Annotated in this window: 18 protein-coding genes and 1 tRNA gene; 9 read left to right on the forward strand and 10 right to left on the reverse strand. The window is 64.1% G+C overall.

Features of this window, described 5'->3' with window-relative positions:
• From AC2FM3_RS12455 to AC2FM3_RS12475, 5 genes are all read left to right on the forward strand, one after another.
• A partial coding sequence (locus tag AC2FM3_RS12455; RefSeq protein ID WP_496682252.1) for an SPOR domain-containing protein occupies positions 1–348 on the forward strand: 348 nt, incomplete at its 5' end.
• Positions 345–1,352 (forward strand): beta-N-acetylhexosaminidase, encoded by a 1,008-nt coding sequence (nagZ, locus tag AC2FM3_RS12460; RefSeq protein WP_496682254.1) that lies wholly within the window; start codon positions 345–347, stop codon positions 1,350–1,352. The genes AC2FM3_RS12455 and nagZ, both read left to right, overlap by 4 nt.
• Entirely contained in the window at positions 1,342–2,136 is a 795-nt protein-coding gene (locus AC2FM3_RS12465) for a segregation and condensation protein A (protein WP_496682257.1), read from the forward strand. Before nagZ ends, AC2FM3_RS12465 begins: the two co-directional genes overlap by 11 nt.
• On the forward strand, positions 2,129–2,788 hold the full coding sequence (gene scpB / locus AC2FM3_RS12470; protein WP_496682259.1) for an SMC-Scp complex subunit ScpB: 660 nt from the start codon (positions 2,129–2,131) through the stop codon (positions 2,786–2,788). Before AC2FM3_RS12465 ends, scpB begins: the two co-directional genes overlap by 8 nt.
• A gap of 62 nt (positions 2,789–2,850) precedes the next feature.
• Positions 2,851–3,090, forward strand: coding sequence for a hypothetical protein (locus AC2FM3_RS12475; RefSeq protein ID WP_496682261.1), 240 nt, complete (start codon positions 2,851–2,853; stop codon positions 3,088–3,090).
• A 3-nt stretch (positions 3,091–3,093) separates the two neighbouring features.
• On the opposite strand, the gene AC2FM3_RS12480 is transcribed toward AC2FM3_RS12475, so the two are convergent.
• The 8 genes from AC2FM3_RS12480 to AC2FM3_RS12515 form a co-directional block, all read right to left on the reverse strand.
• Positions 3,094–4,173 (reverse strand): 2'-deoxycytidine 5'-triphosphate deaminase, encoded by a 1,080-nt coding sequence (locus AC2FM3_RS12480; RefSeq protein WP_496682262.1) that lies wholly within the window; start codon positions 4,171–4,173, stop codon positions 3,094–3,096.
• Between the two features lie 61 nt (positions 4,174–4,234).
• Positions 4,235–4,311: transfer RNA gene (locus tag AC2FM3_RS12485), tRNA-Pro, on the reverse strand.
• A gap of 61 nt (positions 4,312–4,372) precedes the next feature.
• A complete protein-coding gene (locus AC2FM3_RS12490; protein ID WP_496682264.1) occupies positions 4,373–4,972 on the reverse strand; it encodes a MerR family transcriptional regulator in 600 nt (199 codons plus the stop codon).
• Positions 4,973–4,990: 18 nt separating this feature from the next.
• Complete coding sequence (ihfA, locus tag AC2FM3_RS12495) at positions 4,991–5,293, reverse strand: integration host factor subunit alpha (RefSeq protein ID WP_496682267.1); 303 nt, start codon at positions 5,291–5,293, stop codon at positions 4,991–4,993.
• A gap of 97 nt (positions 5,294–5,390) precedes the next feature.
• Entirely contained in the window at positions 5,391–6,362 is a 972-nt protein-coding gene (locus AC2FM3_RS12500; protein ID WP_496682269.1) for a beta-ketoacyl-ACP synthase III, read from the reverse strand.
• Positions 6,363–6,381: 19 nt separating this feature from the next.
• On the reverse strand, positions 6,382–7,470 hold the full coding sequence (plsX, locus tag AC2FM3_RS12505) for a phosphate acyltransferase PlsX (RefSeq protein ID WP_496682350.1): 1,089 nt from the start codon (positions 7,468–7,470) through the stop codon (positions 6,382–6,384).
• A gap of 24 nt (positions 7,471–7,494) precedes the next feature.
• On the reverse strand, positions 7,495–7,701 hold the full coding sequence (rpmF, locus tag AC2FM3_RS12510) for a 50S ribosomal protein L32 (RefSeq protein ID WP_068331762.1): 207 nt from the start codon (positions 7,699–7,701) through the stop codon (positions 7,495–7,497).
• Positions 7,702–7,907: 206 nt separating this feature from the next.
• Entirely contained in the window at positions 7,908–8,444 is a 537-nt protein-coding gene (locus AC2FM3_RS12515; protein ID WP_496682272.1) for a YceD family protein, read from the reverse strand.
• An 83-nt stretch (positions 8,445–8,527) separates the two neighbouring features.
• Between AC2FM3_RS12515 and AC2FM3_RS12520 the strand changes: the two genes are divergently transcribed.
• The 3 genes from AC2FM3_RS12520 to AC2FM3_RS12530 all read left to right on the forward strand — a co-directional run bounded on the left by AC2FM3_RS12520 (position 8,528) and on the right by AC2FM3_RS12530 (position 11,719).
• A complete protein-coding gene (locus AC2FM3_RS12520; protein ID WP_496682273.1) occupies positions 8,528–8,998 on the forward strand; it encodes an outer membrane protein assembly factor BamE in 471 nt (156 codons plus the stop codon).
• A 99-nt stretch (positions 8,999–9,097) separates the two neighbouring features.
• The gene (locus AC2FM3_RS12525) at positions 9,098–9,838 is read left to right on the forward strand and encodes a GNAT family N-acetyltransferase (RefSeq protein ID WP_496682275.1); all 741 of its coding nucleotides are present in this window, start codon (positions 9,098–9,100) and stop codon (positions 9,836–9,838) included.
• A gap of 69 nt (positions 9,839–9,907) precedes the next feature.
• The gene (locus AC2FM3_RS12530) at positions 9,908–11,719 is read left to right on the forward strand and encodes an ABC-F family ATP-binding cassette domain-containing protein (RefSeq protein ID WP_496682277.1); all 1,812 of its coding nucleotides are present in this window, start codon (positions 9,908–9,910) and stop codon (positions 11,717–11,719) included.
• 55 nt (positions 11,720–11,774) lie between these two features.
• On the opposite strand, the gene AC2FM3_RS12535 is transcribed toward AC2FM3_RS12530, so the two are convergent.
• Positions 11,775–12,530 carry a 3-hydroxyacyl-CoA dehydrogenase gene (locus AC2FM3_RS12535; RefSeq protein WP_496682279.1) on the reverse strand — a complete coding sequence of 252 codons (756 nt, stop codon included), beginning with the start codon at positions 12,528–12,530 and terminating at the stop codon, positions 11,775–11,777.
• A gap of 40 nt (positions 12,531–12,570) precedes the next feature.
• Complete coding sequence (locus AC2FM3_RS12540; RefSeq protein ID WP_496682282.1) at positions 12,571–13,449, reverse strand: GNAT family N-acetyltransferase; 879 nt, start codon at positions 13,447–13,449, stop codon at positions 12,571–12,573.
• A gap of 45 nt (positions 13,450–13,494) precedes the next feature.
• On the opposite strand from AC2FM3_RS12540, the gene AC2FM3_RS12545 reads away from it, so the two are divergent.
• Complete coding sequence (locus AC2FM3_RS12545) at positions 13,495–13,623, forward strand: hypothetical protein (RefSeq protein WP_496682284.1); 129 nt, start codon at positions 13,495–13,497, stop codon at positions 13,621–13,623.
• The last annotated feature ends 1 nt before the right edge of the window (position 13,624 follow it).

Here is a 13,624-nt window from a genome sequence, read left to right on the forward strand (position 1 = left end):
CGCGCCGCTCCGGTGGGTGGCGCAATCGACGCGGATGCGGTGAATGCCGCCGTGAAATCGGCAATGGGTCTGGATGTCGATCCCGACTCGCTGGCCAAGGGTACACGGCTGGCCCAGCTGGGCGCCTATGAGAGCCCCGATGTGGCCCGCGCTGAATGGGATCGCCTGTACCGCCGCTTTGGCGAGTACATGCAGGGGAAACAACGAGTTATCCAGAAAACCTCGAGCGGCGGTCGCACCTTCTATCGCTTGCGCGTGCATGGGTTTGCCGATCTGAGCGACTCGCGTCAGTTCTGCGCGGCGCTGGTGGCGCAGGATGCCGACTGCATCCCGGTTGCCGTGCGGTGAGGTACGGCGCCACGATCACTGATGCGGCGGGTCTGCGCCTGACGCCCGAAGAGAAGACGTTGTTTCGGCAGATGAACCCGTTCGGCTTCATCCTGTTCGCGCGCAACATCGACACGGCCGATCAGGTGCGCGCACTGTGCGACGACATGCGCGAGGCCGTGGGCCGCGACTGTATGATTACGATCGATCAGGAGGGCGGACGGGTGCAACGCCTGCGCCCGCCGCTGGCCCGTCAATGGCGTCCCCCGATGGATCATGCCGAACAAGCCGAGGGCCAGGCCGAACGCGCCATGTACCTGCGCTATCGCCTGATTGCGCACGAGCTGTTTTCGCTGGGTATCGACAGCAATTGCGCCCCGATGGTCGATCTGGCCCGACCTGAGACGCACGATTTCCTGCGCAACCGATGTTATGGCGGCGATGCGGCCACGGTCGCACGCCTCGGCCGAGCGGTCGCACAGGGGCACTTGGATGGCGGCGTTCTACCCGTCGTCAAGCACATCCCCGGCCACGGGCGCGCCACGCTCGACAGCCATTTCGACCTGCCGCACGTGGATGCGCCGCTGGACGACCTGATGCAGACCGATTTCGAGCCTTTCCGCGCCCTGAACGACTTGCCGATGGGCATGACAGCCCATCTGGTCTATGATCAGGTTGACGGAAAACCGGCCACGATTTCGCCTGCGATGATGCGGATCATCCGCGAGCGGATCGGGTTCGACGGGTTGGTCATGACCGATGACATCTCGATGAAGGCGCTCAGCGGATCGCTAGCCGATCTGTCGCAACAGGCGCTGTCGGCGGGCTGCGACGTGGTTCTGCACTGCAACGGGACGTTCGAAGAACGCGCCGAGGTGATGGAGGCCGCGGGCGAAATGTCCGAGGCGGCGCAAGCCCGCGCGGACCGCGCCTTGGCCCGGCGGCAAAGCCCCGAGGAACTTGACATCCGTACCGCCGAGACGGAACTATCCCGTCTGATGGGCGGGCAGGTGTATGACGGATAACCTTTTCAGCGAAGACCCGGTTTCGGTCGCCGATCGGCTGGCCGCCGAGGCGCTGATCGTGGATGTGGACGGGTTTGAAGGCCCGTTGGACGTGCTGCTGACCTTGTCACGGACGCAAAAGGTCGATCTTCGCAAAATCTCGGTACTGGCGCTGGCGCAGCAATATCTGGCCTTTGTCGAACGGGCCCGCGCCCTGCGGATCGAACTGGCCGCCGACTATTTGGTGATGGCCGCATGGCTGGCCTTTCTGAAATCGCGCCTGCTGTTGCCGCCCGACCCCGATGAAGAGGGGCCGACGGGCGAAGAACTGGCCGCGCACTTGGCCTTTCAGTTGGAACGCCTGCAGGCGATGCGCGATGCGGCCGCCCGCCTGATGGCGCGCGATCAGTTGGGGCGCGATTTCTTCAAGCGCGGGCAGGGCGAGGACGTGACCCGCATCCGCACGGTCACCTATTCCGCCACGTTGCTGGACCTGATGCAGGGCTATGCCCGCATCCGCACCCGTGACGAATTCCGGCCCTTCGTGATGGACCGCGATTCGGTCTTCACGATGGAACAGGCGCTGGAGCGAATGCGCCCGCTGATCGGATTTGCCGGAACCTGGACCGACATGGAAACCTACCTGCCCGAAGGCTGGGACGTTGACCCGATGCGGCGCCGCTCGGCAACGGCGGCGACGTTTGCGGCCTCGCTGGAGCTGGTCAAGGAAGGACATATGGAGATCAAGCAAAGCGAGACCTTTGCCCCGATCCAACTGCGCAGAAGGACGAAGCCCAGTGACTGACGCCCCCGAAGACGACGGCACCGGCACCCTGTTCGAAGCCCCCCCACTGGCTGAGCAGGAACGCATGGTCGAGGCGGTATTGTTTGCCAGCGCCGAGCCGGTGACGGTGGCCGATCTTGAAGCGCGGATGCCGCATGGCTGTGACGCAAAGCAGGCCTTGGAACTGCTGCAGAAACGCTATGAGGGGCGCGGGGTGCGCGTGGTTCGGGTCGGCGAAGCCTGGGCCATCCGCACGGCGCCCGATCTGGGGTTCCTGATGCAGAAGGAAACGGTCGAGACCCGCAAGCTGAGCCGCGCCGCCATCGAGACCCTGGCGATCGTGGCCTATCATCAGCCCTGCACCCGCGCCGAGATCGAGGAAATCCGCGGTGTGTCCGTGTCGCGGGGAACCATAGACCAACTGCTGGAAATGGAGTGGATCCGGCTGGGCCGCCGCCGGATGACGCCGGGGCGCCCGGTGACCTTCGTGGTGACGCCACAGTTCCTGGACCATTTCGGCCTGGAAAGTGCCCGAGACTTGCCGGGCCTTAAGGAATTGCGTGCTGCGGGGCTGTTGGAGAACCGCCCGCCGCCGGGGACCATGCCGATCGGCGAGGCCAATGAAGATGAACCCGGCGACGAAGACCAGACCGAATTGTTCGAGGAAGACTGAACGCGTCGCCCTTTTGTCGGCGAATTCCCCGCCAGGTTTGACACCGAGGAACGGAGACCGGAATGAACGCAAACCGCATCATCGACATGATCGTTCGGCAAGTCGTGCGCCGGCTGGTCACGCGCGGCGTGGACAAGGGCCTCGACCTGGCCGAACGTATGGGACGCAAGTCCGGGCAGCCGGACGGACCGCGCGACCCCAAGGCCGACCGGTACATGGCGCAAAGTGCGCGCCGCCAGGCCCAGAGCATGAAGCAGGCTAGGCAGTTGACCCGCCAGATGCGGCGGTTCATGCGGTTCTAGGGATTACTGGACCGACTTGAAATGCTTCGACAATTTCAGGCCCTGACCCTGATAGTTCGAAGCGATTCCCGCGCCGTACAACTGAGTTGGCATCTCGGCCATGCGTTCGTAGACCAGCCGCCCGACGACCTGTCCGTGTTCCAGCACGAAGGGCGCCTCGTGGCAACGGACTTCCAGCACGCCGCGTGATCCGGCGCCGCCGGCTTCGGCATGGCCGAAACCGGGATCGAAGAATCCCGCGTAGTGAACCCGGAATTCACCCACCATCGCCAGATAGGGCGCCATTTCGGCGGCATACATCGGCGGAATGTGGACCGCCTCGCGGCTGACCAGGATGTAGAACGCGCCCGGGTCCAGAATGATGCGCCCGTCGCGGGTGCGCACCTCTTCCCAGTAGTCCTGCGGGTCGTATTCACCGATCCGATCCAGGTCGATCACGCCGGTATGTGGCTTGGCCCGGTACCCGACCAGATCGGTGTTGGGAAGGCACAGATCGACCGAAAACCCCAGCCCGTCCTGAATGACGGCCGGGCCGTCCACCAGCGGCGATTGCGCATGCAACGCGGCCAGATCCGCGTCGGACAGCACCGCCTGACCGCGGCGGAAGCGGATCTGGTTCAGGCGCATGCCCGGACGGACCAGAACCGAGAACGAACGCGGACAGATCTCGGCATAGAGTGGGCCGGCATACCCGGCGGGAACGCGGTCGAACTCGGTTCCGCCATCGGTGATGGTGCGGGTCAGCAAGTCGAGCCGTCCGGTCGAGCTTTTGGCGTTGGCCACGGCGGTCACGTCGCCGGGCAGGGCCAGCGATTCCATCAGCGGTACCAGATACACGCAACCTTTTTCCAGTACCGCACCTTCCGAGATGTCGATGTGATGCATCTCGAACTCAGCCAGCCGGTCGGCCACGCTCTGGCCTTCGCCAGCCAGAAACGAGGCGCGCACACGGTAAGCCACTGTTCCCAAACGAAGATCAAGGCTGGCGGGTTGGATCTGGGCGGGGGTGATCGGCGGGGTCGCGGTGATCTCACCGGTGTCGATCATCGCTGCGATCTGCTGGTTCGGGCACACGCCGGTCATTCCGCTCCTCCCCTCAGCCGAAGGAGGCTCCGGCCCGTATTTTCTGAACGTCGGTGTGATTTGGTCGGGCTAGCAGGACTCGAACCTGCGACCTTCCGTCCCCCAGACGGACGCGCTACCAGGCTGCGCCATAGCCCGACGTTGAGGTGTTCATAATGATTTTCCCGGCAGGGGCAAGAGGAAAACATTACCTTTTTGCTCAACCCGCCAATTGCCGTTCGACCCGGTCCAGCCAGGCGCGCAGATCCTTGGCAACGGGCGCGATCCGGCGCAACGTGTCGGTGTCGAACTCGGTTTTCCGCCACGCCCGGGCTGCGATTCCGGCCTGCTGCGGCGTGGTCTCGGCCTTGGGTTTCTGCGACGCAGCGTGATCCCGGGCTTTAGGGGCGGCAGGTTCGCCCAAATTTTCGGCCTCGGTCGGTGATAGATCGAGGGCACCCTGCACCACGGCGGGGGGCTGCGGCAGCGGCACCACGTTCTCAGCTGCCTGGATTTCGATGGTCGGGGCCGGAGCCGCGCCATCGTCCAGTCCCGGCGACAGCGACGCGACGTAGGCCACGCCCTGTTCGCGCAGGATGCGTTGAACACCCTTGATGGTCACGCCATCCTCGTGCAGCAGCTTCTTGATGCCGCCCAACAGGCGCATGTCGTTGGGGCGGTAATACCTACGTCCTCCGGCCCGCTTGACCGGTTTGATCTGGCTGAACCGACTTTCCCAGAACCGCAGGACATGCGCCTGAACACCCAGCCAATCCGCAACTTCACTGATGGTGCGAAATGCGTCGGGAGACTTGCTCATGCCTGCCTTGCCCCGGACTTACTTGCGGTTTCCGGCCGCGACCCGATCCTTCATCAGATGCGAAGGGCGGAAGGTCAGAACGCGGCGCGGCTCGATGGGAACCTCTTCCCCGGTTTTCGGGTTGCGGCCGACGCGGGCCGACTTGTCCCTGACGCTGAACGTGCCGAAAGACGAGATCTTGACCTGCTCGCCGCGCACCAGCGCATCGGACATGTGGTTCAAAATGCTTTCGACAAGCTGCGCGCTTTCGTTGCGAGACAGACCCACTTCGCGAAACACGGCTTCGCTCAGGTCCATTCGCGTCAGTGTTTTTTCGCCCATGATTATTCCCCTGATGATGTACGACCATAGGGGCAGGGCAAATTCACTGTCAATATCAATGAATTGCGCGTGGTGGTGTAAGCAGGTTTGCGCCGCCCTACCAGCGCATCACCACCGCGCCCCAGGCCAGTCCGCCGCCGATGGCCTCGGTCACTATCAAGTCGCCGGGCTTGATCTGCCCGCGTTCCTTGCCCACCGACAGCGCCAGCGGGATCGATGCGGCCGAGGTGTTGCCGTGATCCTGAACCGTGACCACCACGTTATCCATGGGCAGCTGCAGCTTTTTGGCCGTGCCCTGAATGATGCGGATATTGGCCTGATGCGGGACGATCCAATCGACGTCGCCGCTTGTTAGCCCCGCGCGATCCAGCGCGGTGGTGGCCGTGGCAGCCAGTTTCTCGACCGCGTGGCGGAACACCTGGTTGCCCTGCATGCGCAGATAGCCGGTGGTCCGGTTCGAGACCCCGCCATCGACATAGAGCAGATCCTTGAACCGCCCGTCCGAATGCAGGTCGGTGGATAGAATGCCCCGGTCTTCAGGCGTTCCGGCGCCTTCCTGCGCCTCGAGCACCAGCGCGCCGGCGCCGTCGCCGAACAGAACGCAGGTGCTCCGGTCCGACCAGTCCATGATGCGCGAGAAGGTCTCAGCCCCGATCACGAGGATGCGTTTGGCCTGACCCGACAGGATCAGCGCGTTGGCGTTGGCCAGCGCAAAGACGAAGCCGGCGCAGACCGCTTGCACGTCAAAGGCAAATCCGCGGGTCATGCCCAGATTGGCCTGAACCATGGTCGCAGCGGACGGAAAGGTCAGGTCTGCGGTGGAGGTGGCCAGAACAATCGCGTCGATGTCGTCGGCGGTCAGCCCCGCATCGGTCAGCGCGGCCTTGGCCGCATGGGTCGCCATATCAGATGTGGTTTCGTCTTCGGCCGCGAAATGGCGGCGTTCGATGCCCGAGCGGGTCCGGATCCATTCGTCGGACGTGTCCAACGTCTTTTCGAACTCGGAATTGGGAACGATGCGTTTGGGTAGATAATGCCCGACACCAACAACGACTGAACGGCCTGCCATCTGAGGTCCTGCCTTTTTGTTATTTTTCGGTCTGCAGCGCAGATTGCGCAGCATCTTGTTCAAGCTGGGCAGTCGATGCAACCCGTGCGGCCAATTTTTCGGCAAAACCCGACCGTGCCAGGGTAAAAGCCAGCTTGATGGCCGCGGACACACCCGTGGCATCAGCGCCCCCGTGCGATTTGACCACTGTCCCGTTCAGCCCCAAGAACACCCCCCCGTTCACGCGCCGCGGGTCGATGCGCTTTTTCAGGCGCTGCAATGACGTGATCGCCAGCACCGAGGCCAGCCGGGACAGAGGAGAATAGCTGAACGCCTCTCGCAGAAGGTCGCCGATCAGGCTGGCGGTGCCTTCGCCCGTCTTGATCGCGACATTGCCGGTAAACCCGTCCGTCACAATGACATCGGCCTTGTCGCCGGGGATGTCGCTGCCTTCCACGAAGCCCACGAAATCGAAATTCGCCTGCTCGGCGAAGTCCGTGATCAACGCGTGCGCCTCTTTCAACTCGGCGCGGCCCTTGTGTTCTTCTGTACCGACATTCAGCAACCCGATGCGCGGACGCGCCAGGGCCATGCCGTTGCGGGCATACGAGGCCCCCATCAGCGCGTATTGCAGCAGATCCCGGGCATCGGCCCGCACATCCGCGCCCACGTCCAGCATCACGTTGAACCCCTGCGGATTGCGCGAGGGCCACAGGATCGCGATCGCCGGGCGGTTCACGCCGGGCAGCTTGCGCAGCCGCATCATCGACAGCGCCATCAGCGCGCCGGTATTGCCGCAAGATACGGCGCCGTGCGCCTCTCCGTTGCGCACCGAATCCAGCGCCGACCACATCGAGGTGTTCTTGCCGTTGCGCACGATCTGGCTGGGCTTGTCCTGCATCGTTACGACATCGGGACAATCGCGAAAAACGACGCGCCCTTCCAGGACGCGCCGTTTCGCAACAAGCTTGCGCAAGACGTCTTGGGGGCCGTGCAGCAGAAACCCGATATCGGGGTTCTTCTGCGCTGATTTCGCGATTCCAGCAACCACGACCTCGGGACCGGAGTCCCCGCCCATTGCGTCAACCGAGATGATGATCTTTCCGGTCTGCTCGGGCTGCGCCGTCATGCCAAAACCTGCGGTCAATCAGGCTCAGGCCGCGTCTTCGTCCAGGTCGATTTCGTCGGCCTGCGCCACGACTTCGCGGTCGTCATAGTGGCCGCAGGCTGCACAGACGTGGTGCGGGCGTTTCAGTTCGCCGCAGTTCGGGCATTCGTTCGGGTTTGCAGCAACCAGAGCGTCGTGTGCGCGGCGGTTGTTGCGACGCGACTTGGAAACTTTGTTCTGTTGGACGGCCATGGTCTCAACCTTTGTCTGACTGGGGGCTGCAGATTCGCTGCCAGCCCGGGTTTCATTCTTCGTTTTCTCGTGTTGTGACGCGCGTTTAGGGGACGAGCCCCGCGATGTCCAACCCAAATTCCGATGAGCGCGCGAAAATACTGCGATTCTCGACATGTTCAAGGGGTTTTTCTGACCGAGTGCTATGACAGGAAATCATGGCGCTGTCACTTGTCTTTTTTCAGCGCGTCGCGCAACCCGGCCAGCCCCGCAAAAGGCTTGGCATCGTCATCCGTCATGGCCTGTTTGCCCGGCTCGGTGAAAATTGCGTCATCCAGATGTGCGCCGTCCTTGCGGGGGTATTGCGGCAGCGCCAGCGCCAGCGCTTCGCGCATCACGGCACCGGGGTCGATCTCGGGGCCCAGGGGTTCGGTTTCGTCGTCTTCGGGCATCTCGAATTCGGGTTCGTCCGGCTCGGTCCAGTCCGACAGGAACAGGCGCCGCACGGGCGTTTCGATACGCGTGGTCACAGGGTCCAGCGTGACGACGCAGGGCTGGATTACGGTTGCGCCAAGGTGACCGGTCAGTTCCCAATCGCGTTTGCCGCGGGCCTTTATCTCTCCGACAAAGCTCAGCTTGCGCAGCCCCTGCAGGCCCAGATCCGCCCGGAGGACATCCAGTTCATCCGCTGCCGGGCGCAGATCGAACGGAACGGGGCTGTTCTGCGGCAGGTCCGCGACGCGCAAAGATGTTGCCTTGGCCATAGTGACCCTTTCCTGTGTTGAACCGGGGCATGGGTTTCTGTAATCGGATAGAAGCCGCAAGGGTGCAAGGCAAGAGGGTGAAGATGTCGAAGGTCGCGAACAAGCTGAAACTGGCGTTCGGAACGCTTGCCTGCGTGTCGGTGCTTGCGATGGCCGGATGCAGCCCGGTCTACAAGAACCACGGCTATGTCCCCACGCCCGAGGAACTGGCCGAAATCAAGGTGGGTGTCGATACCCGCGACAGCGTGGTCGAAAAGGTCGGCGCGCCCGGTGCGTCGGGGGTTTTAAAGGATTCGGGGTACTATTACGTCGCCTCGCGTGTCCGCCATTATGGCCCCAAACGCCCCGAAGTGGTCGAGCGGCAGCTGGTCGCCGTCAGCTTTGACCAGCGCGGGGTCGTGCGCAACATCGAACGGTTCGGGCTCGAGGATGGCTATGTCATCGTCCTGGACCGCCGCGTGACCGATTCGAGCGTTCAGGACAGGGGATTCCTACGTCAGTTGTTGGGCAATATCGGCAGTTTCAACCCGGCAAACATCCCAGGCCAGAGCTGATCGCGCGTCCGGTCCCTCGGTCTGTTATGAGGCGGTTACAGACTTGGTGTTAGTGGCAGGCGGAACCTGGGAAAGTCAGATACCGCGGAGGGTGCGGCCATGGACACGGATGTCTTGCTGAACAAGGGGAGGTATCGGGCGCGACTGGCCCGCACGCCCGAGGACATCGCCGCCGCGCAAGCGCTGCGTACGCTGGCTTTTCGCACGGCACGGACAGACCGCGATGCGTTCGACCGGATCTGCACCCATGTGCTGGTCGAGGATCAGCGGGCCGGCGGGCAACTCGTGTGCTGTTTCCGGATGCTGGTCATGGATTGCGGGCACGAGATCGGCCGCAGCTATTCGGCACAGTTCTACGATCTGTCGGGCTTGCAGAACTTTCAGGGACGGATGGTCGAGATGGGCCGGTTCGCGGTGCATCCCGACCGGACCGACCCGGATATCCTGCGGGTGGCGTGGGGCGCGATGACCGTGTTCGTGGACCGGTGCGACATCCGGTTGCTGTTTGGTTGTTCGTCATTTGCCGGGACCGACACCGAGGCCTACTTGGATGCCTTCGCAATGCTCAAACATCGCCACCTGGCGCCCAAACGCTGGTTGCCGCGGGTCAAGGCGCCGGACGTGTTCCGCTTTGCCGCGCGGCTGCGGCGCCGGCCCAACGCGCAGAAAGCCATGCGGCGCATGCCGCCGTTGCTGCGCACCTACCTTATGATGGGCGGCTGGGTCAGCGATCATGCGGTTGTGGACCGCCAGCTGAACACGCTGCATGTCTTCACCGGCGTCGAGATCGGTGCGATTCCCGCGGCGCGGAAACGCCTCTTGCGGATGATCGCGGGCTGAAGCCGCGCCGCTGTCAAAAGGTGAGGCTGGGGCGTTGACGCCCAATGCCTGCCGGTTTAGCTGGCGCGTATGGCACGTATTCCTTTGTTGCAGATGTCCGGTATCTCGCTGACCTTCGGGGGCGAGCCGGTGTTTTCCGACCTGGACCTGGTAGTTCAGCCCGGCGACCGCGTTGCGCTGGTCGGGCGGAACGGCTCGGGCAAATCCACCCTGATGAAGGTCATGGCCGGTCTTGTCGAGCCGGACCGGGGTGAGATCGTTGTGCCGCCCGGCAAATCCGTGGGCTACATGGAGCAGGACCCTAATATGGAAGGCTTTGCCACGCTGGGCGACTATGCCGCCAGTGGGCTGGAACCAGGCGAGTTGTACAAGGTGGAACGGGCCGGTGAGGGGCTAAAATTCGACCCCTCGCGTGCGGTTCAAACCGCCTCGGGCGGAGAGCGGCGCCGTGCGGCGCTGGCCAAGCTGATGGCCGAGGCCCCCGACCTGATGCTGCTGGACGAGCCGACCAACCATCTGGACATCGAGGCCATCGGTTGGCTGGAGCGCGAACTGGGTGCAACGCGGGCGGCTTTTGTCCTGATCTCGCATGACCGCGCCTTTCTGCGAGCACTGACACGGGCAACCCTGTGGATCGATCGCGGTGTCGTGCGCCGGCAGGAGCAGGGGTTCGAGGCTTTTGAGGCCTGGCGCGACAAGATCTGGGAGGAAGAAGACCAGCAACGCCACAAGCTGGATCGGCTGATCAAGTCCGAATCCCGCTGGGCGGTTGAAGGGATCAGCGCGCGCCGCAAGCGCAATCAGGGCCGGGTGCGGGCGCTGCAAGCGTTGCGGGCGGAACGCGCAGCGCAAATCAAGCGTCAGGGCTCGGCGGCCATGTCTTTGGAATCCGGTCCGAAATCCGGGCGCAAGGTGATCGAGGCGCGGGGTGTCAGCAAGTCGTTCGACGGCAGGCCCATCGTACGCAACCTGGACCTGCTGGTACAGCGCAGCGACCGCGTGGCCTTTGTCGGCCCGAACGGAGTTGGCAAGACGACGCTACTGAAATTGCTGCTGGGCGAGGCCGCGCCGGACGAAGGGTCGGTGACTCTGGGCACCAATCTGGAAATCGCGGTCTTCGACCAGACCCGCGCGCAGTTGGACCCCGAGATGACCCTGTGGGACAGCCTGACCGGCGACCCCGAGATGCGCGTCTCGGGCAAGGCCGATCAGGTGATGGTGCGCGGCCAGCCCAAGCATGTGGTGGGCTATCTCAAGGAATTCCTGTTCGACGAACGGCAGGCGAGAGCGGCCGTCAAGTCTCTGTCGGGCGGCGAAAAAGCGCGGTTGCTGCTGGCCAAGCTGATGGCGAAACCGTCGAACCTGCTGGTGCTGGACGAACCGACCAACGACCTGGATGTCGAGACGCTGGACCTGCTGCAGGAGTTGCTGGACGACTATGACGGTACCGTGCTGCTGGTCAGCCACGACCGGGATTTCCTGGATCGTGTGGCGACCACCACCATCGCGATGGAGGGCAACGGCCGCGCGACGGTCTATGCGGGCGGTTGGTCGGACTATATCGCGCAGCGCGGTGATCTGACCGAGAAAAGGCCTGAGAAAACAAAAGAGAACAAGCCGAAAGTCAAGCAGGAAGCCAAGCCGAAAACCGGCCTGTCCTTTTCCGAAAAGCACCGGCTGGAGAAGCTGCCCGCCGAGATCGCGCGGCTGGAAGCCGAGATCGCCAAGCTGGAGGAGCTGATGTCGGACCCCGAGCTGTTCACCCGCGAGCCGGTGAAGTTCCAGAAGGCGACCGAGGCTCTTGTCGAGCGGCAGCAGAAGCTGGCCGCCGCCGAGGAGGAATGGCTGGAACTGGAAGAAAAGGCTGAGGCCGGGGCCTAGCCAGGCTCGACCCAAGGCGCGGGCAGATCGGCGCTGCCCACGCCATGCGGTCATGTTAGCGCATGCGCAGGGCGCCGTCGATGCGGATGACCTCGCCGTTCAGATAGCCCATCTCGACGATGAACCCGGCCAGCCGGCCATATTCGCGCGGGTCGCCTAGACGGGCGGGGTTGGGCACGTCGGCAGCCAGTTGCTGCTGCACTTCTTCGGGCAGGCCGGCCAGCATCGGCGTCATGAATATGCCGGGCGCGATGGTCATCACCCGGATCCCGGTCGAGGCCAGATCGCGCGCCATCGGCAGTGTCATGCCCACGACACCGCCCTTGGAGGCGGAATAGGCCGCCTGGCCCTTTTGGCCGTCGAAGGCCGCGATCGAGGCGGTGTTGATGATTACGCCGCGCGCGCCATCTGACTCGGGCGCGTTCTTGGCCATTTCGACGGCAGCCAGACGCGACACGTTGAAGGTGCCCACGAGGTTGATGTCGATGGTGCGCTGGAAGGCGTCCAGCGGGTGGGGGCCGTCCCTGCCGACGGTCTTGATGCCATAGGCGATGCCGGCACAGTTCACGCAAGCAGTGATCTTGCCCATCTTTTCCATCGCCAGCGCAATGGCCGCGGCCACCGAGTTCTCGTCGGTCACGTCGGTCTGTGCGAAATGCCCGCCGATTTCGGCCGCGACCTGCGCGCCACGCTCGGCATCGCGGTCGAGGATGGTCACCTGCGCGCCGTTCTCGGCAAAGTAACGGGCGGTGGCCTCTCCGAGGCCCGAGGCGCCGCCGGTGATGACGGCGGCGGTGGTGGACAATTGCATGGCGGGCTCCTCCCCAATGATCTGAACAAGTGTTCAAATATCAGCCTGTATGGGGATCTGTCCAGCGCATCCCGCCGCGGTCAAGGCCCGCCAGCGGGCGCAGGCTGCGCCCCAGCGGTGGCCACCAGCCCCAGGTGCCGCCCAGCCAGCGGGCGCGGGCGCCGGTTCCCAGTTTGAACCGGGCCAGACCGGGCGCATCCTCGGTCGACACCGGGCCAAGATCGAGCCGCTGCAACCCCCGTTTCGCCAGCCAGCGCATTGCCTGCCACAGAATCAGCCGGTGGGCATTCAGCCGCCGCCCGCGCGCGGTGGTACAGCCGATGTGATAGGTCGCAACCGAGCCATGGCACAGGAACAGCATCGCCGCCACGGTGTCGCCGTCGGTGGCTAAGAATTCAACGGCCTTGCCGGGATTGGCGCGGGCATAGGCCAGGGTCAGCGGCACCGGCCAGTTGCGATAGCCGCGTGCCCGCTGTTGCGCCTGATCGGTGGTCAGCAGCCAATTGTCCGACCCTTCGCGTAGGATGCGGCGCGTGATGCGCAGCGGGCTGCGCTCGGCCTGAACAAGCGCATTGCGCCATTTCTGATGCAGCCCTGCCCGCAGGTTGCTGCGCAGATCCAACTCGGCAACGCAGGTCGGGGTAACCAGCGGCATCGCGCCCAACATGGTCAGGTCGGGGGCTGGATGGTCGGGCGACACGATCAGCGGCGTGCGGTTCAACCCGGCCTGCCGGATCAGGCCGGGCAGGGTGGCCGGGTCGATCCGCGCGCGCGACAGCATTGCCACGGTCAGGCCGGGAAAAAACTGGCGGCGCAGGACCAGCGTACCGTCCGCCAGCCGCAGCGGGCCCTGCCCGCAGGCGCGCAGGGTCGCCTGCATCTCGGTGCTTTGCATCACGGGGGTGTGCGTGGTCGTCATGCGGGCATTAACCCGGTGGAAACCTAAAGCGGGGTTAATGACAGCATGAAAACGGTTCTCGGACAGACAATCCCATCGCCGCGCGTGACCCGTGCCGCGGCCTTTCTGCTGGCTGCCGCGCTGTCGGTGCCGGTGTTCGTGGTTCTCAGCGTGGCCGACTGGCTGTGGTTTTAAC

The organism is Ruegeria sp. BHSB172 (assembly GCF_059613165.1).

What these genes read in the sequence shown, in the direction of transcription:
- AC2FM3_RS12540 (WP_496682282.1), bottom strand. Translation starts at nt 13,449, where the DNA reads ATGACGACCACGCACACCCCCGTGATGCAAAGCACCGAGATGCAGGCG.
- AC2FM3_RS12490 (WP_496682264.1), bottom strand. Translation starts at nt 4,972, where the DNA reads ATGAGCAAGTCTCCCGACGCATTTCGCACCATCAGTGAAGTTGCGGAT.
- AC2FM3_RS12525 (WP_496682275.1), top strand. Translation starts at nt 9,098, where the DNA reads ATGGACACGGATGTCTTGCTGAACAAGGGGAGGTATCGGGCGCGACTG.
- AC2FM3_RS12465 (WP_496682257.1), top strand. Translation starts at nt 1,342, where the DNA reads ATGACGGATAACCTTTTCAGCGAAGACCCGGTTTCGGTCGCCGATCGG.
- AC2FM3_RS12520 (WP_496682273.1), top strand. Translation starts at nt 8,528, where the DNA reads ATGTCGAAGGTCGCGAACAAGCTGAAACTGGCGTTCGGAACGCTTGCC.
- AC2FM3_RS12530 (WP_496682277.1), top strand. Translation starts at nt 9,908, where the DNA reads ATGGCACGTATTCCTTTGTTGCAGATGTCCGGTATCTCGCTGACCTTC.
- AC2FM3_RS12475 (WP_496682261.1), top strand. Translation starts at nt 2,851, where the DNA reads ATGAACGCAAACCGCATCATCGACATGATCGTTCGGCAAGTCGTGCGC.
- ihfA (WP_496682267.1), bottom strand. Translation starts at nt 5,293, where the DNA reads ATGGGCGAAAAAACACTGACGCGAATGGACCTGAGCGAAGCCGTGTTT.
- AC2FM3_RS12515 (WP_496682272.1), bottom strand. Translation starts at nt 8,444, where the DNA reads ATGGCCAAGGCAACATCTTTGCGCGTCGCGGACCTGCCGCAGAACAGC.
- plsX (WP_496682350.1), bottom strand. Translation starts at nt 7,470, where the DNA reads ATGACGGCGCAGCCCGAGCAGACCGGAAAGATCATCATCTCGGTTGAC.
- rpmF (WP_068331762.1), bottom strand. Translation starts at nt 7,701, where the DNA reads ATGGCCGTCCAACAGAACAAAGTTTCCAAGTCGCGTCGCAACAACCGC.
- AC2FM3_RS12545 (WP_496682284.1), top strand. Translation starts at nt 13,495, where the DNA reads ATGAAAACGGTTCTCGGACAGACAATCCCATCGCCGCGCGTGACCCGT.
- AC2FM3_RS12480 (WP_496682262.1), bottom strand. Translation starts at nt 4,173, where the DNA reads ATGACCGGCGTGTGCCCGAACCAGCAGATCGCAGCGATGATCGACACC.
- AC2FM3_RS12535 (WP_496682279.1), bottom strand. Translation starts at nt 12,530, where the DNA reads ATGCAATTGTCCACCACCGCCGCCGTCATCACCGGCGGCGCCTCGGGC.
- AC2FM3_RS12500 (WP_496682269.1), bottom strand. Translation starts at nt 6,362, where the DNA reads ATGGCAGGCCGTTCAGTCGTTGTTGGTGTCGGGCATTATCTACCCAAA.